Source organism: Salipiger sp., assembly GCF_059781815.1.
This window is the reverse complement of the sequence record NZ_JBYNAH010000085.1, coordinates 1-18947: the sequence shown is the minus strand read 5'-3', so window position 1 is coordinate 18947 and position 18947 is coordinate 1. Positions and strand designations below refer to the sequence as shown.

Below are 18947 nucleotides of genomic sequence, written 5' to 3'. Positions count from 1 at the left end.
GCGAGATCGCGGATCAGCTGATCTTCGGCAAGCGGCGCGGGGCCAAGCCGGTCGAGGATCTGTCGGTGAAGCTGCGCGGTCTCGGCCAGCGTGCGGGTCTCGGGCGTTGGTGCGGGGATCTCGGGTGGGGCCGGGTCGGCGCGCGCGGTTTCGTGGTCGCCCCGCCGGCCCTGCGCCGGCGCGTCCAGCGGCAAGCTCTGCTGGCGCGCCTCGGGCGGCGGCAGCGGCCCCAGCGCCTCGGCCACGTCCTCGGCATGGCGCACCAGCCGCGCGCCGTCGCGTATGAGCATGTTACAGCCGGCGGCGCGCGCGTCGAGCGGGTGGCCCGGCACCGCCAGCACCTCGCGCCCCTGATCGAGCGCGCAGCGTGCGGTGATCAGCGAGCCGGACTTGGCCGCCGCCTCGACCACCACGATGGCCGCCGAGATTCCCGAGACGATGCGGTTGCGCGCCGGGAAGTGCCGCGCCTGCGGCTGCAACCCCATCGCCTGCTCGGAGACCAGCGCCCCGCCCCGGGCGCGGATCTCTTCGCCCAGACGGGTGTTCTCGGATGGGTAGAGGATATCGACCCCGCCGGCCATCACCGCCACGGTGCCCGTCTCCAGCGCGGCCTCATGCGCGGCGGCATCGACGCCGCGCGCCAGCCCCGAAACCACCACCCGGCCCTCAGCCCCCAACCCCTTGGCCAAAGCGCGCGCCATACGGGTCCCGAGCGAGGAGGCGTTGCGCGCACCGACCAGCGCCACCGCCGGGCGCATCAGCGGTGCCGTCTCACCGACGACCCAGAGAAACGGCGGCGGATCCTCGATCATGGCAAGAAGCGACGGATAGCCCGCCTCGCCAAGGCACACCAGCCGCGCCCCATGCCGCCGTGCCGCCGTGATCTCGGCCTGCACCACGCGTTCGGGGCAGATGCTGTAATTTTCCACCCCCGCGGCGGCGGCCACAGCGGGCAGCGCCGCAAGCGCCGCGGCAGCCGAGCCATGCTCGGCCAGCAGCCGCCAGTAAGTCGTCACGCCGACACGGCGGGAGCGCAAGAGACGGAGCCGATCGAACCGATCCTCTTCCGTGGGTGGTGGGAGTGGGGGGTGAGTGGAAGATACGCTGTTGCTGTCCTCGGTCATCCCGTGCCCCGTCTGCTTGCAGGGCACGGTGTAGCGCACTCATCCTTAATCGCCGGTAAACCGAAAACCGATTTTCCCGCGCGAGGCCTCAGGCGGCGGCGCCGCCCACCGTGAGCCCGCCGATCATCACCGTGGGCTGGCCCACGCCAACCGGCACCCACTGGCCCTGCTTGCCGCAATTGCCCATGCCGGGATCGAGCGCCATGTCGTTGCCGAGCGCGCGGATGTGCTGCAGCGCCGTCGCGCCGTCGCCGATCAGCGTCGCGCCCTTCACCGGCGCGCCAACCTTGCCGTTCTTGACCCGGTAGGCCTCGGTACAGGAGAACACGAACTTGCCGTTGGTGATGTCGACCTGCCCGCCGCCAAAGCCCACCGCCCAGATGCCGTCCTTCAGATCGGCGACGATATCGGCAGGATCGGCCTCGCCGCCCAGCATGTAGGTGTTGGTCATGCGCGGCATCGGCGCGTGTGCATAGCTCTCGCGGCGGCCGTTGCCGGTGGTTGTGACACCCATCAGCCGGGCGTTCTGCCGGTCCTGCATGTAGCCCACCAGCACACCATCCTCGATCAGCACGTTCTTCGCCCCGGGCGTGCCCTCGTCATCGACGGTGATCGAGCCGCGGCGGTCGGGGATCGTCCCGTCATCGAGCACCGTCACCCCGGGCGCCGCGACGCGCTGGCCCATGAGGCCTGCGAAGGCCGAGGAGCCCTTGCGGTTGAAATCGCCCTCGAGCCCGTGGCCCACCGCCTCGTGCAGCAGGATGCCGGGCCAGCCCGGGCCCAGCACGATGTCCATGACACCCGCGGGCGCCGCCTCGGCCTCGAGATTGACCAGCGCGATGCGCAGCGCCTCGCGCGCCTTGCCCTGCCACGACTCGGGCGTCATCAGACCGTCGAGCAGGTATCGGCCCCCACCCGAGGCACTGCCCTGCTCGCGGCGGCCATTCTCCTCGACGATGACGCTCACCGTGACGCGGGTCATCGGGCGCGTGTCGGTGACGAGCGTGCCATCGGGGCGCAGGATCGCCACCTCCTGACAGCTCGCCGCGATGGTCGCGGTGACCTGCACCACGCGGGCATCGAGCCCCCGGGCATAGGCGTCGATCTCGCGCAGGGTCTCGACCTTCACCGGGAAGGATTGCCCCGCGATCGGGTCGGCATCGGTGTAGAGCGTGCGGTTGGTGCCAGCGGGCGCCGGCGCCAGCACCCCGCCGCCATCGCCGACCGCCAGCCGCGCGGTCTCGGCCGCACGCTGGATGGCCGCTTCGGAAAGCTCGGTGGAATGGGCGTATCCGGTGACCTCGCCATTCACCGCCCGCAGGCCGAATCCCTCCGAGGCGTCGTAGCTCGCGGTCTTGATTCGCCCGTCGTCCAGCACCAGCGCCTCGGCGCGGCGACGCTCGAGAAACAGCTCTCCATCCTCGGCTCCCTCCAGCGCGGCGCGCAGCTGCACCAGCGACCGATCCAGGTCAAGCGCTGTTTCGAAGGGGCGGAAGGGGAGTTCGGTCATGTTTTCCTCGTATTATTTGATCCAGATCAAAAAAAGCGCCTTTTTGCCGCAAGCGACCTGGTTTATTTGATGCACGATCTGTGCTTTTTAAAGAGCGGAACAAGAGGGAGGAGGATTGTTCCAGGGCTCGACGCCCGGATTGCATCCTCCTGCGAACGAACAAGAACGACAACCGGATCAGGTGACACATGCGTAAGATTTCGATGCTGACGGGACTCATGTCCAGCCTTCTGGCCGCACCAGCCATCGCCCAGGACCTGGAAGTGGTCGGCCGCCCGCATCAGGGGGGCCTTGGATTTCAGCCCGCCGCGACCGAACTGGCGCGCGATCTGCAATGGCTCGACGGGATGCTTCTCGTCATCATCACGGTGATCTCGCTCTTCGTCGCCGGCCTTCTGGTGTATGCGATCATCCGCTTCAACCGCCGCGCCAACCCGACCCCGGCGAGCTTCACGCACCACACTCCGATCGAGGTGGCCTGGACCATCGGCCCGATTCTGATCCTCGTGGTCATTGGCGCGTTCTCGCTGCCGGTGCTGTTCAAGCAGCAGGAGATCCCCGAGGGCGACGTGGTCATCAAGGTGACCGGCTACCAGTGGTACTGGGGCTACGAATATGTCGGCACCGATCTGGCCTATGACGGCTACCTGATCGGCTCGCCCGCCACCGGCGGCGACAACCGCCTCAACGACGAGGTCGAGGCGCAGCTGGTCGAAGCCGGCTACAGCCGCGAGGACTGGCTGCTTGCCACGGACACCGCCGTGGTTGTGCCCGTGGGCGCCACCGTGGTGATGCAGGTGACCGGCGCCGACGTGATCCACTCCTGGACCATCCCCGCCTTCGGCGTGAAGCAAGACGCCGTTCCGGGCCGCATCGCCGAGCTGTGGTTCAACGCCGAGCGCGAAGGCGTCTATTTCGGCCAGTGCTCCGAGCTCTGCGGCATCAGCCACGCCTACATGCCGATCACCGTCAAGGTGGTCAGCCAGGAGGCCTATGACGCATGGCTTGCGGCTGCACAGGAAGAAGGCGGCTACGTCGACGTGCGCCAGTTCCTGGCCAACTCCTGATCCCCTGACCGGCGCCCCGGAGGCGGGGCGCCGGTTTCCTGACGACCCACCCGATCGAAGACCCGCATGACCGACATCAGCACCAACAGCCCTCTCAAGACCACCCAGCCCGGCGAGGCGCAGTTCGGCGACTACTTCGCCCTGCTCAAGCCCCGGGTGATGACGCTGGTGGTGTTCACCGCGCTGGTCGGCCTGCTGGCGGCGCCGGTGCCGGTGCATCCGTTCATCGGCTTCTGCGCCATCCTGTTCATCGCCGTGGGCGGCGGCGCCTCGGGCGCGCTGAACATGTGGTGGGATGCCGATATCGACATGGTGATGAAGCGCACCTCGAAGCGCCCGATCCCCGCCGGCCGGGTCGAACCCGGCGAGGCGCTGGCGCTCGGCCTCGCGCTCTCGGCCTTTTCCTGCGTCTTCCTCGGGCTGGCCACCAACTGGCTCGCCGGCGCCCTGCTCGCCTTTACGATCTTCTTCTACGTGGTGATCTACACCATGTGGCTGAAGCGCTCGACGCCGCAGAACATCGTCATCGGCGGTGCCGCCGGGGCCTTCCCCCCGATGATCGGCTGGGCCGCCGCGACCGGATCGGTCGGCATCGAGGCGGTGCTGATGTTCTGCCTGACTTTCATGTGGACCCCGCCGCACTTCTGGGCGCTGGCGCTGTTCATGCGCTCCGATTATGACGATGCCGGCGTGCCGATGCTGACCGTGACCCACGGCCGCCGCTCGACCCGCGTGCACATCCTCGTCTACACGGTGCTGCTCGCCGCGCTGGCCATCGGTACCGGCTTCACCTCGATCGGCGGCCCGGTCTACCTCGCCGTGGCGGTGGTGCTGAACGGGCTGTTCCTCAAGGGCGCGTGGGAGATCTTCCGCCGCGACGAGGACGCCTCCGAGGCCGACAACTTCAAGACCGAGAAAGCCTTCTTCAAGCTTTCCCTGCTCTACCTCTTCGCACATTTCGGTGCCATCCTGCTCGAGGCCGGCCTCGCGCGGTTCGGCCTGGGGGGCTGGGCATGAGCATTTCCAAGCAGCACGACCTGCACAAGCGCCGCTTCGGCCGCAACGTGGGCGTGGGCCTGTTGCTGGTGGCGTTCATCGTCATCGTCTTCGGCATGACCATGGTCAAGGTCACCGGCGGCGACATCTCGGGCGCGCTGCAGGGCGACAGGGAGGTGCAGAATGGCGGCTGACGGCAAGAACAAGACACTGCTGCAGCTCGTCGGCGTGGTTGTCTTCATGGGCGCCATGGCCTGGGCGTCTGTGCCGTTCTACAACTGGTTCTGCCGCGTCACCGGCTTCGGTGGCACCACCAACGTGGCCGAGGCCACCACCGGCACCGTGCTCGAGCGCGAGATCAAGATCCGCTTCGACGGCTCCAAGGCGCGCGGCTTTCCTTGGGAATTCAAGCCCACGCAGACCGAGATGACGCTGAAGATCGGTCAGGACGGGCTGGCCTTCTACGAGGCCTACAACCCGACCGACCACCCGGTCGCCGGTCAGGCCTCCTACAATGTCTACCCCTACGAGGCGGGCGGATATTTCAACAAGATCGAATGCTTCTGCTTTACCGAGCAGGTGCTGATGCCGGGCGAGCGCGTGCAGATGCCGGTGAATTTCTTCGTCGACCCCGAGATCGTCAACGATCCCGACGCGAAGTTCGTCAACCACATCACGCTCAGCTACACATTCTACGAGATCGACCTGCCCGAAGACGTGCAGGCCGCGCTCGATACCAAGAACGCGGACGAAAAGTCCGTGAACTGAACGCCGATCCAACGAGGGAAACGAGATGGCGCATGCTAAAGACCACGACTACCACATTCTGAACCCCTCCGTCTGGCCCTTCGTGGCCTCCGTGGCGGCCTTCGTCATGCTGTTCGGGGCGGTGCTCTGGATGCATGGCAGCGGCCCCTGGATCTTCCTCGCAGGCTTTGTCGGCGTACTCTACGTGATGTTCGGCTGGTGGTCCGACGTGATCGCCGAGAGCCGCGTGGGCGACCACACGCCGGTGGTGCAGATCGGCCTGAAATACGGCTTCATCCTGTTCATCATGTCCGAGGTGATGTTCTTCTTCGCCTGGTTCTGGTCGTTCTTCAAACACGCCATGTACCCGATGGGCCCGCTCTCGCCGGCCGTCGATGGCGTCTGGCCGCCCGCCGGCATCGAGACCTTCGATCCCTGGCACCTGCCGCTGATCAACACCATGATCCTGCTCTGCTCGGGCTGCGCCGCGACCTGGGCGCACCACGCCCTGGTGCACGAGAACAACCGTGAAGACATGAAGTGGGGCCTGATCATCGCCATCGTTCTGGGTGTGATCTTCTCGGTCTTCCAGGCCTACGAGTACAGCCACGCGGCCTTCGGCTTCTCGGGCAACATCTACGGCGCCAACTTCTTCATGGCGACGGGCTTCCACGGCGCGCACGTGATCATCGGCACGATCTTCCTGTTCGTCTGCCTGCTCCGCCTGATGAAAGGCGATTTCACCCCGACCAAGCATATCGGCTTCGAGGCCGCCGCCTGGTACTGGCACTTCGTCGACGTGGTCTGGCTGTTTCTGTTCTGCGCCGTCTACGTATGGGGCGGCTGAGCCACGGCTCTCACGCGACACGCTTCGGAAAGCGGGCCTTCGGGCCCGCTTTTCTTTTGCCCGCGGGTCAGCCCCCTGCCCCCGCGCCACGAAAAAGGCCGGAGCGCCTCTCAGCGCCCCGGCCCTCTCGATGTCATGCTCAGGCGATCAGACCAGATCGACCCGCATCAGCCGCTGCGCCAGCACCTGCACCTCCTCGAGCCAGCGGTTCACCAGCTTCGGATCCGAGGGCGCCGCAGAGACGCCCGGCACGATCTCGCGGTTGAGCACCGCCTCGATGGCCAGCGACACCGGCACCGAGACCAGCCGGCCCATGGCCAGCCCGCGCTCGTCGCGCCAGGCGTCCATCACCCAGGTCTTGTGCCAGACGGGTTCACCCTCCTTCTCGGCCTTGAGCGAGACGCAGAGCACCACGCGGTCGGGCTCGCCCTCCTCGTAGGCGTTCTCCTTCAGCAGATCGTCGGCGAGCTTGGCGAGCTCCGCGTCGTCCGCCGTCTCGACCGTGGCGAAGATATCCTTCCACGCCTCGGCCCAGCCGTTGAGCCGCAGCGTGCCGCGCACGAAATCCTTCACCTTCCAGTCCGGCGCGAAGCCGTACTCTTGCATGAAGGGCAGCGAATCGCGGTTGGGATAGACCTCGAAGGTCTCGGGCGGATCGAGTGGCGCGTCGTAACGTCCGAGCGCGTCCCAGGGCCGCGACACGTTGAGCTCCGAGAACTGCCGGATCGAGCGCGACGGCGAGCGCAGCGCCTTCAGCACGCCGACCGGCGCCCAGGAGAACTTGTAGCGGAAGGCGTTGGCGTGTTTCGGCACCCCGCCGCAATAGCTCAGGAAGCTCAGCGCGTTGTCGGGATCGAAGGCATCGGACTCGCGGTAGGCCCGCACCAGGTCATGCGCCATCAGGTGGTCGATGCCCGGATCGAGCCCGACCTCGTTGACCAGCGCCACCCCTGCCGCCTTGGCGTCGTCCCCGAGCGCCCGCATCTCCGGCGAGATATAGCTCGACGAGACGAAATGCGCGCCCTTGGCGATGGCGATCTTGGCCAGCGGCACGTGCCAGTCGGCGGGCAGCATCGAGACCACCACGTCGCCCGGCTGCACCGCCGCTTCGACCGCCTCGGGGGCGAAGGCGAGGATGCGGTTGGTCAGGTCGCCCACCGCCTCGCGCGCCTTGGTCTCGGTGCGGTTCCACACCATGACATCGTGGCCGTTCTCGATCAGGCGTCGCAGCCCAGGGACCGCCGAGAGCCCCGTTCCACACCAGTGAATCATGCTCATGCCTCCGGTTTGTGAGTGTTGAAGAAATCTTCCGCCCGGCCCCAGACGCCGTCGTCGAGCGCGTCCAGCTGCTTCAGCCAGGGCAGGAGCTGCCCGGCGAAGTCGTGGCTGCTTTCCAGCGGCAGCAGCGAGGGAAGGTTGTCGATCGCCATGACGTCGAGCGCCGGCGCATCGTGGACGCGCAGCACCGGCGCCGCCCAGCTGGTCGCCCGGTCATAGACCTTCACGGGCGAGAAATCGCTGTCGGGATCGCAGGCGATATCGCCGATCACCGCGAGCTTGCGGGTGTCGGTCGGCGCCGAGGCCGGCACGAAGACCGGCGTTCCCGGGCGCGCAAGGATGCAGTTGAGGAACAGCGCGTGGTCGAGCACCTCCGGAAACGGCCCGCCGCTCGCGGTCTCGGCCATGTCCCAGCGGGTGACGGAAACGCCCATCTTCTCGCAAAGATCGCTCGCGCCCGTGCCGACCCGCCCCAGCGCACCGATGACGATGGCCTCCGGCCGTGCCGCGCCGGTCGCCTCGAGCGCCGCCAGCAGCTCCGCCTCCATCGCCCGGGCATCGCCCCAGGTCGAGACCGGCGCACAAAGCTCGCCGCCCTGCTGCGCTGCCCAAGCATAGAGCGAGACGGCGGCCCCGGCATAGCCAGCCCAGTAGCCGAAGGCGGCGACGCGCCGACCGTCGGGCTCGACGAGATATTCCAGATCGTAAAGCGTCCCGCCGCCGGCGGCAAAGCGCTGCAGCAGCACCTGCCCCGCCGGCTGGCCCTTGTAGGCGTGGCCGAACATGATGTGACGGTGCTCAAGCGGCGTGCCGTCCTCGGGCAGCTCCTTGAGCCCGAAGACCAGCGCGTCGGCCGGCGCCTCCGGCCAGCGGCCCTCGGGCGCGATCTCGGCCCCGGCCGCGCGGTAGGCCTGCGTGGGGATGATCCGCGTGGCGCTGTCCTCGACGGTAACGCGCATGCCCTGCGCGATCAGCGCCGCCACGCCCTCGGGGGTGATCCCCACCCGTTCCTCGTTCGGGCGCTGTTCGGCGCGCACCCAGAGATGTGTCATGTATCTGCTCCGTCCGTTTGCGCGCAAACTATCCCAGCGCGCCCCGGAGCGAAACCCGCGGCTCAGAGATGGGTGCGCGCGTAGGCCCGGCCCGGCGCCTCGAGATGCGGCACGGCGTTGAACTGGGTCAGCGCAAGGCCGGTGGCCAGCGGCTGGAAGCGGTGCACCGAGCTGTTCTCGATGGCGAGGCAGGCATGCGCCAGCGCCCCCATCCCGAGCCCCATGGTCACCCGCATCGCCATGCCGATGAGGCCACCGGAGGTCACCACCACCGCGCGCCCCTCGCCGCCGGCGATCTCGTGCAGCGCCTCGCCGACGCGAGTCTCGAAGCTCTCGAAGCTCTCCGGCGCGCCCTCGAGGCCGCCCTCGCGCCAGATCGTGAAGAGCCGCGGCAGGTGCAGGATGAAGGCCTCGCGGCTCTCGGGCACCGCAACCCCGTGCTGCTCGGCGCAGAGCTGCGCCATGGTGAAATACTCGAGCTCGTTGAGCCGCGCGTCAGTCACCACCTCAAGCCCCAGCGCCATCTCCTCGGCGGTTTCGCGATGGCGGGTCAGGGTGCCGCTATAGGCGCGGGCAAAGCGCTCGCCGGTGCCGCGCATGTGCTCGCCGAGCCAGCGCGCCTGCTGTCGCCCGAGATCGCTCAGCCTGTCATAGGAGATCTCGTCGCGCGCGCTGGTGTTGGCCTGGCCGTGGCGCACAAGCGTGACATGGGACATCGGGCACCTTCCTTTCCCCAGCCTCTTACGAGCCCGCGCCGCAAATGGAAAGCCATCCGCCCGAAGAGGCCCAGGGCAAGCGCACCAACGCCCTCTCTTCTCTACGTCCCAAATACTCAAAGAGACCACGGCACCACCTGTGCACCAAACGGCAAGAGCCGCACCAGTCCCACCAGCGCCCGCCGCCACGTCCCGCCGCAGGCGGGGCGTGGCTCAACCTGCGCCGCGACAGCGGCTCACTCAGCGAGCGGCAGCGCTCAGGCAGCGCCGCCCTTGTTGCGCTCGATCCAGCCGCGCATTTCCTCGGCCTCGTGGCGCGCCTCGCGCAAGCCTTCCATGGCCGCCGAAAGCTCGGCTTCGGTCTGGGCGAGCTGGTTGGTCAGCTCGGCCTCGCGCTGCTGCAGGTAGGTGATGGCCTGGTCGCGGGTCTCCTCGGCCTCGTGCAGCTCCTGGCTCATGCGTTCGAGCTGGTCGACATCCGACTGGCTCACCCGCTTGAACCGGTGCACGAGCCAGTTGGCGAACCAGCCCATGCAGAAGGCCACGAAGAGAATGATCGCCGTGGCGATCACGAATTCGGCCCTGTTCATTCACCTGTCCCCTGTTCCGCCTCTGGGGCTTCCGTATCGCCTTCCCCGGCCTGTTCTTCAAGCTCTTCCAGCGCGGTCTTTTCCTCTTCCACCGGTTCCGGGCGGATCAGGCGGAAGGCGATGCGGCGATTGGCCTCGCGGCCCTCCTCGGTGCCGTTGTCGGCGATGGGCTGCGATTCGCCGTAGCCCTTGACCCGGTAGGAGGCGGTCAGCACCCGGCGGTTGCGCAGCGCGTCGAGAACCGCCTGGGCGCGGTCCTGGCTGAGCTGCTCGTTCATCGACTCGCGGCCCTGGCTGTCGGTATGGCCCTGAATCTCGAGCGGGATGTCGCCGCAGAGCTTCAGCAGCTCGGCGATGTCGTCCATCACTTCCTTGGCCGAGGCGTCGAGATTGGCCGAGCCGGGCTCGAAGTTGATCTTGCGGTCGCCGATGATCTCGACGATCTGCGCCTCGCATTCTTCCGGGGTCGGGATCCCGAGCGTCGGATCGAGCTTTTCCTGATAGGTGACGCTGATCTCGAACTCGCCGGTCTCGCCGAGCTTGTCCGCCAGCAGGCCCGAGATCTCGTCATCGGCATCCGGGTTACCGGTATTGCCCGACAGGCTGACGAGGTCCGGGGTCACCCGGACCACGCCGTTCGACAGCCGGCTCAGCGCCTCGAGCCCGGCCAGCACACGCGGCGACCAGCTTGCCGGCAGGGCCTCGTCGACCCGGGCCGCAGTGTAGACCGAGGCCGAGGTGAACAGCGCCCGGGCGAGGCTGTCGGCGGTCTGCCGGGCAATCTCCGAGCGCACCCGGCCGCGCAGCTGCACCGAACCTTCGGGGCTCAGCGTGGCGGTGAATTCGCGCGGCCCCTCGTCTTTCGCGTCAGGTGTTTCGGGCAGCACGGCCTTGAGGGCAAAGACCTCCGGCAGGCCGGTTTCGAGCTCGCCCACGACGCGATCGAACAGCCCCTGATCGGTGCCTTCGAGCGCCAGAAGCGCGATGTCGGCGTTGGAAAAGGTCACCGAGCCGCCGCCCAGTTCGCTCAGCGCCGAGATCGCCTGCACCGCGGCGTCGGCCCAGCGGCGGCTCGGCACACCGAGGCCGAGCCGGCAGGTCTCGTCTTCGGTCGCGCCGGCGCTGCGGGCGGCAGCGAGGATGGCCGCGCGGCTTTCCTCGGTATCGGCCGAACAGGCGTCGAAATGCGCGCGACCGGTCTCGTCGATCAGGAAGCGGAGGGTGAAGGGGGTGATCACCGGGCGGGGCGCGGAGATGTCGAGCGCCAGCTCCAGCCCCTCCGGGGCGCGGCGTTCGAGGGTCGAGAGCAGCCTGCGGCGTTCCGCCTCGCTCTCGGTCATGGCCTTGATCGCCACCTCCCGGGCCGAGACCGAGACCTTGGAGCGCGCCAGATCGCCAAGCGAGCGCAGCGCGAAGTTCAGCGCCGGCTCCCAGCTTTCTGGGGCGGCGAAGTCGGCCACCTCGAGCAGGTCCGCCACCTCGCCGGTCTCGCCGGCGATCTCGGCGAAGCGGGCCATCATGTCGTCGCGGTCGGTAGAGGCCGGGATCAGACCGATCACCGAGATGCCGTCGTCGTTGCGCAGGATCTCGACCGAGAAATCCGGCGGGCGGATGTCGGCGGCGTCGGCCACCAGCATCTGGTCGATGACCCGTGCCGAATCCACCACCGTGCCGGCCACCGTCACCGCCTGGAACCGCGCCGCCTCATCCGGGGCTTCGCCGATCAGGAAGACCTGCAGCCCGTTGACATCGACATCGGCCCAGTCGAGCTCGGCGATGTCGAGCGCGTCTTCGACCCCGTTCAGGGAACTGTCCTCGACGAGGCGTACCGAGAAGAACGCGATGATGACGCAGAGCACGGCCGCGATCAGCAGCGCGGTGGCGGGAATGGCGATCCTGGACAGGCGCATCGGCCTTCCTTCCTTCTTATTGGTCTTGGCAGGGGTGATACGCCCCGCCCGGTGCCCGCGCAATCAAGCCAGCAGGGAGACGGCAAAAAACAGCACAGGCAGCAGCCCCGCATCGCGGTTGGAGCGGAACAGCATGAGCAGACGGTCGGAATCGTTCACCTCGAGCCGGCGCATCTGCCAGAGCATGTGCCAGCCCATGGCCCAGGGCCCGCCGATCAGGATTGCGAGCTGCAGGATCTCGCCGCGCGGCGCCGCCGCGACGATGGCGAGCCCCATGAGCGAGACGGTGACCACCAGGAAGCCCGCCAGCCATTTTGGCGTGGCGGCATCGCCGAAGAGGCGAGCGGTGGATTTCACCCCGATGAGCGCGTCGTCTTCCTTGTCCTGGTGGGCGTAGATCGTGTCGTAGAACAGCGTCCAGGCCATGCCGGAGAGGTAAAGCAGCACCGCGGGCAGCTCGAGGCGTCCGGAATGCGCGGTCCAGGCCAAGAGCGCGCCCCAGTTGAAGGCGATGCCGAGGAAGACCTGCGGCCACCAGGTGAAGCGCTTGGCGAAGGGGTAGATCGCCACCGGCGCCAGCGACAGCACGCCGAGCGCGATGGCCATCGGCGGGAAGGTCACGAGGATGGCGAAGGCCACCAGCGACTGGATCACCGCCCAGGCCAGCGCCTGTTTGGTGCTGACCTGGCCCGAGGGAATCGGGCGCGAGGCGGTGCGCGCCACCGAGCCGTCGATCTTGCGGTCGGTGATGTCGTTCCAGGTGCAGCCGGCGCCGCGCATCAGGAAGGCGCCGATGGCGCAGCCGGCAAAGATCCACAGATCGAAGAGCGAGGCCCGCCCGTCATGCACCATCGACAGCAAAAGCCCCCACCAGCAGGGCAGCAGCAGCAGCCATGTCCCGATGGGCCGGTCGGCGCGCGACAGCCGCAGGTATGGCCGGCTCCAGGCCGGGGCGTAGTGATCCACCCAGTTGCCGCGCACGGCGTCGGAGACCTGTCCGTCTGCCTCTGGCGTTGGTTCCGGTTGGCTCATATGGTGCGCCTCATGACTGCGAAGGTTCGCCTGTTTGTAGAGCACCCGCTGGGCGCGGGACAACCTGTCCCGCTGACACGGGAGCAGGCTCACTATCTTTTTTCCGTGATGCGCATGGCCACGGGCGGAGAGCTTCTTCTGTTCAACGGCCAGGATGGCGAGTGGCGGGCCGAGATCACGCAGGCCGGCAAGAAGGCCGGCGAGGCGGTCTGCGCCGAGCAGACCCGGGCGCAGGTGATGCCGCCGGACCTGTGGCTGCTGTTCGCGCCGATCAAGAAGGCGCGCACCGATTTCATCGTCGAGAAAGCGGTTGAGCTCGGGGTGCGGCGCATTCTACCGGTGCAGACGCAGTTCACCAATTCCGAGCGCATCCGGCAGGACAGGCTACAGGCCCACGCGCTCGAGGCGGCGGAGCAATGCGGCGCGCTCTACGTGCCCGAGGTGGCGGAGCTGGTGCGGCTCGACCGGCTTCTTTCCGAGTGGCCCGAAGAGCGCGGGCTTTTGTTCTGCGACGAGGCGGAGGCGGGCAGTCGCTCCTCCGCCCTTGCGGGCGTCCTCGCCCCTGCTGCCGTTCTGATCGGCCCGGAAGGAGGCTTTTCGGATGCCGAGCGCGCGCGGCTGGGCCGGATGGAGCAGACCCGCGTGATCGCCCTAGGTCCGCGTATCCTGCGCGCCGACACGGCGGCGGTGGCGGCGCTGACCCTGTGGCAGGCGCAGAGCGGGGACTGGGCGTGATCCGGCCCGAAGCGAAGGCGGCGCTGTCACAATGGCGCGAGGCGCTGGTGGGGGTCGGCGTGCTGGCGCTGGGGCTCTACTGGGGGTTTTTCACCGGCGGCGGGCTGCTGCACTGGATCGGCTACGCGGTTGCCATCGCCGGGGCGCTGCTGATCGTCGCGGGCATCCAGCGCGGCCGCTTCCGCATCGGCAGCGGCGGGCCCGGCATCGTGCAGGTGATCGAGGGCCGCATCACCTATTTCGGGCCGCTCTCGGGCGGCGTGGCCGATCTCGACGCGCTGAGCGCGCTGAGCCTCGACCCGACCGGGAAACCGCCGCACTGGCTGCTGCACCAGCCCGGGCAGGAGCCGCTTGCCATCCCGCTCAACGCCGAGGGCGCCGACGCGCTTTTCGATGCCTTTGCCACCCTTCCCGGCCTGCAGACCGAGCGGATGCTGGCGGAAATGCGCCGCGACGGCAGCCGCCCGGTGGAGATCTGGCGCAAGGCTTCGTGCAAATCCACACACCTCCGTCTGCATTGACAAGCCTGGGCAGACCGCCCATGCCTGACCTTCAAAGCGATACGGCCAGACAATTCGGAGCGCCCTCATGTCCATCCCCCAATCCGGCGGCGGCCCGATCGAGAGCCACGCACAGCTCGCGGAATATCTCGAGGCCGGCTGCAAGCCCGAGAGCGACTGGCGCATCGGCACCGAGCACGAGAAATTTGGCTACCTGACCGACACCCACGAACCGCTCCCGTATGAGGGCAAACGCTCGATCCGCGCGGTGCTGGAAGGCCTGCGCGACCGCTACGGCTGGGACCCGGTCGCGGAGGGCGGTAAGCTCATCGGGCTGACCAAGGACGGCGCCAATGTCTCGCTCGAGCCGGGCGGCGCGCTGGAGCTGTCGGGCGCCCCGCTCGAGACCATCCACCAGACCTGCGACGAGGTGAACGAGCACCTGCGCGAGGTGAAGAGCATCGCCGACGAGATCGGCGTGGGCTTCATCGGTCTCGGCGCCGCGCCCGAGTGGATGCATGACGACGTGCCGCTGATGCCCAAGGGACGCTACAAGCTGATGGATGCCTACATGCACCGCGTCGGCACCACCGGCACCACCATGATGCGGCGCACCTGCACCGTGCAGGTGAACCTCGATTTCGGCTCCGAGGCCGACATGGTCAAGAAGATGCGCGTGGCGCTGGCGCTGCAGCCGGTGGCCACCGCGCTGTTCGCCAACTCGCCGTTCTTCGAGGGCAAGCCCAACGGCATGAAGAGCTACCGCTCCTGGGTCTGGCGCAACCTCGATGCCGACCGCACCGGCATGCTGCCCTTCGTCTTCGAGGACGGGTTCGGCTTTGACCGCTATGTCGATTACGCGCTCGATGTGCCGATGTATTTCGTCTACCGCGACGGCAAGTATATCGACGCGCTCGGCATGTCGTTCCGCGATTTCATGAAGGGCAAGCTGCCGGCACTGCCCGGCGAAGTGCCGACCCTGTCGGACTGGGCCGATCACCTGACGACGATCTTCCCCGAGGCGCGTCTGAAGAAATTCATCGAGATGCGCGGCGCCGATGGCGGCCCGTGGCGCCGGCTTTGCGCCCTGCCCGCCTTCTGGGTCGGGCTGACCTATGATGCCGGCGCGCTGGATGCGGCCTGGGATCTGGTGAAGGGCTGGGATGCGCCGACCCGGCAGGCGCTGCGCGTTGCCGCCGCCGATGACGCGCTGGCGGCGGAGGTCGAGGGCATCCGGATGCACGATCTCGCGGCACGTACGCTGGAGATCGCCGAGGCCGGGCTCAAGGCGCGCGCCTGCCCCGGCGCCGGCGGCATGCTGCCCGACGAGACGCATTTCCTGAATGCGCTGAAGGAAAGCGTCGAGACCGGCAAGGTGCCGGCGGACGAGCTTCTCGAGCATTACAACGGCGACTGGAACGGCGATCTCGGCCGGATCTATTCGCAGTTCAGCTACTGATCACCAGATCCATGTCTGGCAAGGGCGGCCCCGTGGCCGCCCTTTTGCGTTGCGCCGCCCGGTCAGGACGTGGCACGGCGCGAGACGTTGCGCATGAAGTAGTCGTGCACCTCCTGCTTGCGGCGGGCGACCTCCTCGGGCGAGGGCTGGGCATCGGCCTGCAGCAGCAGCGCATAGGAATCAAGCGCACTGGCCTTGTGACCGCGCGAGAGGGGCGCACCGGTGCCCGGCGATTTGCCGCGCGGCTGGCCCCAGGCGTTCTCGCGGTCCTGCGAGGGCAGCAACAGCAAGACCAGGAAGATGATCCCGCCGACCATCGGCACGAACATCACCAGCATCCACGCCCCCGATTTTCCGCTGTCATGCAAACGGCGGATCGCAACGGTGAAATTCGGGATCATGCAAAGCAGGAACAGCGGCACCGACCAGTAGGCCAGCGGGCTCAGAGGCGGCATGCCACCGTCCTGCGTCGCCTCGGCCAGCATCATCACATCGACGATTGCCGCCAGGAAGAACAGCAGCGTGTAGACCAGCGCGGGCCAGAGATATTCCGAGCGCGTCGCGCGCCCATTCAGACGAAATGCATTGAAAATATAGGATTCGAGAGCGGAAATCGGTCCGAACATGCCAGGGGCTCCATAGGGGAAGAACTCACATGTCGAGAGCTTCGCGAGACTCGGAGGCCGAATTGCGGCGGGAAGGAGGAGATTTCGCGCAGTGCGTGTCGCTCCACGCTCTGGCACCATCCGCTCGGCGGGACCGGCTCAAGTGTAAGGGGGAGCGGAAAGTGCCTCGGCGCCACGCACTGGGTGGGGGCTGAAACGACGTGACGCCGAGGGAAGCCTTTAGCAGCTACCCCTTCTTTTTCGCCGTTCATTCGGGCGGAAATATGATCCGTTGAAGGAATTGCGGTGGCCCGCCTGCATGTTTTGGACCGGACGGGTCGCCCCCCTCGGCAACGACAGAAATACCGCACGGGACAGGGTCCTCGGCGGTTGGCGGGATACGCGATTTCCGGGAGTGTTTCCAACAAGGAAAGACCTCGACGCCACGCACTGGGTGGGGGCTGAAACGGCGCGGCGCCGAGGGAAGCCTTAAGCAGCTACCCTCTCTGTATCGCGGTCATTTCGGGCACCAATAAGATCGGATCTGGGCGCTTTCATGAAGAGCCCTGCCAATTCGCCACGCCCCTCGCCGCAAGCTTGCCGAGTCGCAGCTCGAGACAATTTTTTCCGTCGCAGCGGCGGTAGCAGACCCCGTCCACCAGCCTCCGGATCAGGTGCCAGCCATAGCCGCCCTCCGGCAGCTCGGCGCGGTCGGTGGCGCAGGCGGCCTGTCCGCTCGGCGGGCGGCCCTGCGGCATCTCGCAGCCGAAGTCGCAGATGCGCAGCAGCGCCGCGGCCCCGTCCGTCCAGATCTTGAGATGAATGCGGCCATCCGCCCTGCCGCCATAGGCATGTTCGACGACATTGTTCAGCGCTTCGGCGAGAACCAGTTCGACCTCGTCGCGGCGCGTCTGGTCAAAGTCCGACCGCTCGAGCGCCGCCCTTGCCAGGCCAAGGCTCTCGCGCACCTGTGTGGGCGTGGCACAGAACCAGAGATCGAGGATCAGATGCAGCTCCGGCTCTCGCGCCTCCTCCATCGGCTTCCGCTCCCCGCCGCCCGCTCAGCCGCCATCCGGGCTGCCGGTCGGCGGCACCGCCTCGTGAATGGTGAAGATCGTGTCCATCCGGGTCATCCGGAACACCTTGTCGACCACCGGGCTCAGCGCGGCGAGTTCCAGCCGCTGGCCATCGTCCAGCCCCTTCATGGCGGCGATGATCGCGCCAAGGCCGCTCGAATCGATGAACTCCACCTGCCCGAGGTCGAGGATCACCCGGCCCGCCTTTGGGTCGACCAGCGCCCGCACCGCATCCTTGAACTGGATCGCGACCACCGAATCGATGCGGTCTTCGTCGACGCGGATAAGCTGCACCCGATCTGCCATCGCAGGCGCGTCCCCCGCCCCGAGCGAAGCCCCCTCCTCCGCAGACTCCGCCCGACCCGGATCGGCAGAGTCCTCCGGCCCGCATTGATGCCCCGGGATTGCGCTGTTCTGAACGACGGTGAGCTGCATGTTCCGGCCCCGCAACGGTTTTCGACGGCAAGGCTAGACGGCAATCCTTAGCATTCGGTAAGGATGTGCGGAGGAGAGGGAGGAACACTCATGACAGACGTGGTGATCACCGGCGCGGCGCGCAGTGCCATGGGGGGCTTTCAGGGCATATTCTCGGATCTCGCCGCCGCCGATCTCGGCGGCGCGGCGATCCGTGCGGCGCGCGCGGAGGCGGGAAATCCTGCGATCGACGAGCTGCTGATGGGCTGCGTGCTCCCCGCCGGCCAGGGCCAGGCACCGGCGCGCCAGGCCGGCTTCCGCGCCGGGCTCGGCGAGGCCGTGCCGGCCACCACGCTCAACAAGATGTGCGGCTCCGGCATGAAGGCGGCGATGATGGCCTTCGACCAGATCGCCCTCGGCCACGCCACCACGATGATCGCCGGCGGCATGGAGAGCATGACCAACGCGCCCTATCTGCTGCCCAAGATGCGCGGCGGCGCTCGCATCGGACATGGCCAGGTGATCGACCATATGTTCCTCGACGGGCTCGAGGATGCCTATGACAGGGGCCGCCTGATGGGCACCTTCGCCGAGGATTGCGCCGAAGCCTTCCAGTTCACCCGCGATGCGCAGGACCAGTACGCCATCGCCTCGCTCGACAACGCGCTCGACGCCGAGCGGAGCGGCGCCTTCGAGGCCGAGATCACGCCCGTCAGCGTGCATGCCCGCACCGGCGAGGAAATCATCACCCGCGACGAACAGCCCGGCCGCGCCCGCCCCGAGAAGATCCCGCATCTGAAGCCCGCCTTCCGCAAGGACGGCACTGTGACCGCGGCCAATTCCTCGTCGATTTCCGACGGCGCCGCCGCGCTTGTCCTGACAACCTCCGAAAGCGCCGAGGCGGCGGGCGCCACGCCCCGCGCCCGCGTTCTCGGCCATGCCAGCCACGCGCAGGCGCCGAATCTCTTCCCCACCGCCCCGATCCCGGCAGCACAGAAGCTGCTCGACCGGCTTGGCTGGAAAAAAACGGATGTCGATCTCTGGGAGGTCAACGAGGCCTTTGCGGTGGTGCCCATGGCCTTCATGAAGGAAATGGGCCTGCCGCGCGATATCGTGAACGTGCATGGCGGCGCCTGTGCGCTGGGTCACCCGATCGGTGCCAGCGGTGCCCGCATCATCGTCACGCTGCTGAACGCGCTCGAACGCCGCGGCCTCAAGCGCGGCATCGCGGCAATCTGCATCGGCGGCGGCGAAGGCACCGCCATCGCCATCGAGCGCCCCTGACCCCA

Annotated in this window: 20 protein-coding genes; 9 read left to right on the top strand and 11 right to left on the bottom strand. The window is 67.7% G+C overall.

Annotated elements, in window-relative coordinates; genetic code table 11:
* Nucleotides 1-1124, bottom strand: a 1124-nt coding sequence (dprA, locus tag AC6RA4_RS11795; RefSeq protein ID WP_500160493.1) for a DNA-processing protein DprA, incomplete at its 3' end; no start/stop codon positions are given.
* 88 nt (nt 1125-1212) lie between these two features.
* Nucleotides 1213-2634, bottom strand: coding sequence for a metalloprotease TldD (gene tldD / locus AC6RA4_RS11790; RefSeq protein ID WP_500160492.1), 1422 nt, complete (start codon nt 2632-2634; stop codon nt 1213-1215).
* 188 nt (nt 2635-2822) lie between these two features.
* Between tldD and coxB the strand changes: the two genes are divergently transcribed.
* From coxB to AC6RA4_RS11765, 5 genes are all read left to right on the top strand, one after another.
* Nucleotides 2823-3701 (top strand): cytochrome c oxidase subunit II, encoded by an 879-nt coding sequence (gene coxB / locus AC6RA4_RS11785; RefSeq protein ID WP_500160490.1) that lies wholly within the window; start codon nt 2823-2825, stop codon nt 3699-3701.
* A 66-nt stretch (nt 3702-3767) separates the two neighbouring features.
* On the top strand, nt 3768-4718 hold the full coding sequence (cyoE, locus tag AC6RA4_RS11780) for a heme o synthase (RefSeq protein WP_500160489.1): 951 nt from the start codon (nt 3768-3770) through the stop codon (nt 4716-4718).
* Nucleotides 4715-4891 (top strand): cytochrome c oxidase system small membrane protein, encoded by a 177-nt coding sequence (locus AC6RA4_RS11775; RefSeq protein WP_222601995.1) that lies wholly within the window; start codon nt 4715-4717, stop codon nt 4889-4891. The genes cyoE and AC6RA4_RS11775 overlap by 4 nt, the downstream gene beginning before the upstream one ends.
* Nucleotides 4881-5465: a cytochrome c oxidase assembly protein gene (locus tag AC6RA4_RS11770; RefSeq protein WP_500160488.1), complete on the top strand. Its 585-nt coding sequence runs from the start codon at nt 4881-4883 to the stop codon at nt 5463-5465. The genes AC6RA4_RS11775 and AC6RA4_RS11770 overlap by 11 nt, the downstream gene beginning before the upstream one ends.
* A gap of 25 nt (nt 5466-5490) precedes the next feature.
* The gene (locus AC6RA4_RS11765; protein WP_500160486.1) at nt 5491-6291 is read left to right on the top strand and encodes a cytochrome c oxidase subunit 3; all 801 of its coding nucleotides are present in this window, start codon (nt 5491-5493) and stop codon (nt 6289-6291) included.
* 147 nt (nt 6292-6438) lie between these two features.
* Here AC6RA4_RS11765 and AC6RA4_RS11760 read toward each other — a convergent pair whose 3' ends face one another.
* From AC6RA4_RS11760 to ubiA, 6 genes are all read right to left on the bottom strand, one after another.
* Nucleotides 6439-7569, bottom strand: a complete 1131-nt coding sequence (locus AC6RA4_RS11760; protein ID WP_500160484.1) for a saccharopine dehydrogenase C-terminal domain-containing protein — start codon at nt 7567-7569, stop codon at nt 6439-6441.
* On the bottom strand, nt 7566-8621 hold the full coding sequence (locus AC6RA4_RS11755) for a saccharopine dehydrogenase (RefSeq protein ID WP_500160483.1): 1056 nt from the start codon (nt 8619-8621) through the stop codon (nt 7566-7568). Before AC6RA4_RS11755 ends, AC6RA4_RS11760 begins: the two co-directional genes overlap by 4 nt.
* 62 nt (nt 8622-8683) lie before the next feature.
* Nucleotides 8684-9337, bottom strand: coding sequence for a histidine phosphatase family protein (locus AC6RA4_RS11750; protein ID WP_500160481.1), 654 nt, complete (start codon nt 9335-9337; stop codon nt 8684-8686).
* A 257-nt stretch (nt 9338-9594) separates the two neighbouring features.
* On the bottom strand, nt 9595-9927 hold the full coding sequence (locus tag AC6RA4_RS11745; RefSeq protein ID WP_007797390.1) for a hypothetical protein: 333 nt from the start codon (nt 9925-9927) through the stop codon (nt 9595-9597).
* Entirely contained in the window at nt 9924-11837 is a 1914-nt protein-coding gene (locus AC6RA4_RS11740) for an OmpA family protein (RefSeq protein WP_500160479.1), read from the bottom strand. Before AC6RA4_RS11740 ends, AC6RA4_RS11745 begins: the two co-directional genes overlap by 4 nt.
* A gap of 63 nt (nt 11838-11900) precedes the next feature.
* Nucleotides 11901-12869, bottom strand: a complete 969-nt coding sequence (gene ubiA, locus AC6RA4_RS11735; protein ID WP_500160478.1) for a 4-hydroxybenzoate octaprenyltransferase — start codon at nt 12867-12869, stop codon at nt 11901-11903.
* A gap of 12 nt (nt 12870-12881) precedes the next feature.
* Between ubiA and AC6RA4_RS11730 the strand changes: the two genes are divergently transcribed.
* The 3 genes from AC6RA4_RS11730 (at nt 12882) to AC6RA4_RS11720 (ending at nt 15563) form a co-directional block, all read left to right on the top strand.
* Nucleotides 12882-13604 (top strand): 16S rRNA (uracil(1498)-N(3))-methyltransferase, encoded by a 723-nt coding sequence (locus AC6RA4_RS11730; RefSeq protein ID WP_500160476.1) that lies wholly within the window; start codon nt 12882-12884, stop codon nt 13602-13604.
* On the top strand, nt 13601-14125 hold the full coding sequence (locus tag AC6RA4_RS11725; RefSeq protein WP_500160474.1) for a hypothetical protein: 525 nt from the start codon (nt 13601-13603) through the stop codon (nt 14123-14125). The genes AC6RA4_RS11730 and AC6RA4_RS11725 overlap by 4 nt, the downstream gene beginning before the upstream one ends.
* Before the next feature lie 67 nt (nt 14126-14192).
* Nucleotides 14193-15563 (top strand): glutamate--cysteine ligase, encoded by a 1371-nt coding sequence (locus AC6RA4_RS11720; RefSeq protein ID WP_500160472.1) that lies wholly within the window; start codon nt 14193-14195, stop codon nt 15561-15563.
* A gap of 62 nt (nt 15564-15625) precedes the next feature.
* On the opposite strand, the gene AC6RA4_RS11715 is transcribed toward AC6RA4_RS11720, so the two are convergent.
* From AC6RA4_RS11715 to AC6RA4_RS11705, 3 genes are all read right to left on the bottom strand, one after another.
* Nucleotides 15626-16189: a DUF805 domain-containing protein gene (locus AC6RA4_RS11715; protein ID WP_500160470.1), complete on the bottom strand. Its 564-nt coding sequence runs from the start codon at nt 16187-16189 to the stop codon at nt 15626-15628.
* Nucleotides 16190-16722: 533 nt separating this feature from the next.
* On the bottom strand, nt 16723-17205 hold the full coding sequence (locus AC6RA4_RS11710; RefSeq protein ID WP_500160468.1) for an ATP-binding protein: 483 nt from the start codon (nt 17203-17205) through the stop codon (nt 16723-16725).
* A gap of 24 nt (nt 17206-17229) precedes the next feature.
* Nucleotides 17230-17550 carry an STAS domain-containing protein gene (locus AC6RA4_RS11705; RefSeq protein ID WP_500160467.1) on the bottom strand — a complete coding sequence of 107 codons (321 nt, stop codon included), beginning with the start codon at nt 17548-17550 and terminating at the stop codon, nt 17230-17232.
* Nucleotides 17551-17769: 219 nt separating this feature from the next.
* Between AC6RA4_RS11705 and AC6RA4_RS11700 the strand changes: the two genes are divergently transcribed.
* Entirely contained in the window at nt 17770-18942 is a 1173-nt protein-coding gene (locus tag AC6RA4_RS11700; RefSeq protein WP_500160465.1) for an acetyl-CoA C-acyltransferase, read from the top strand.
* The last annotated feature ends 5 nt before the right edge of the window (nt 18943-18947 follow it).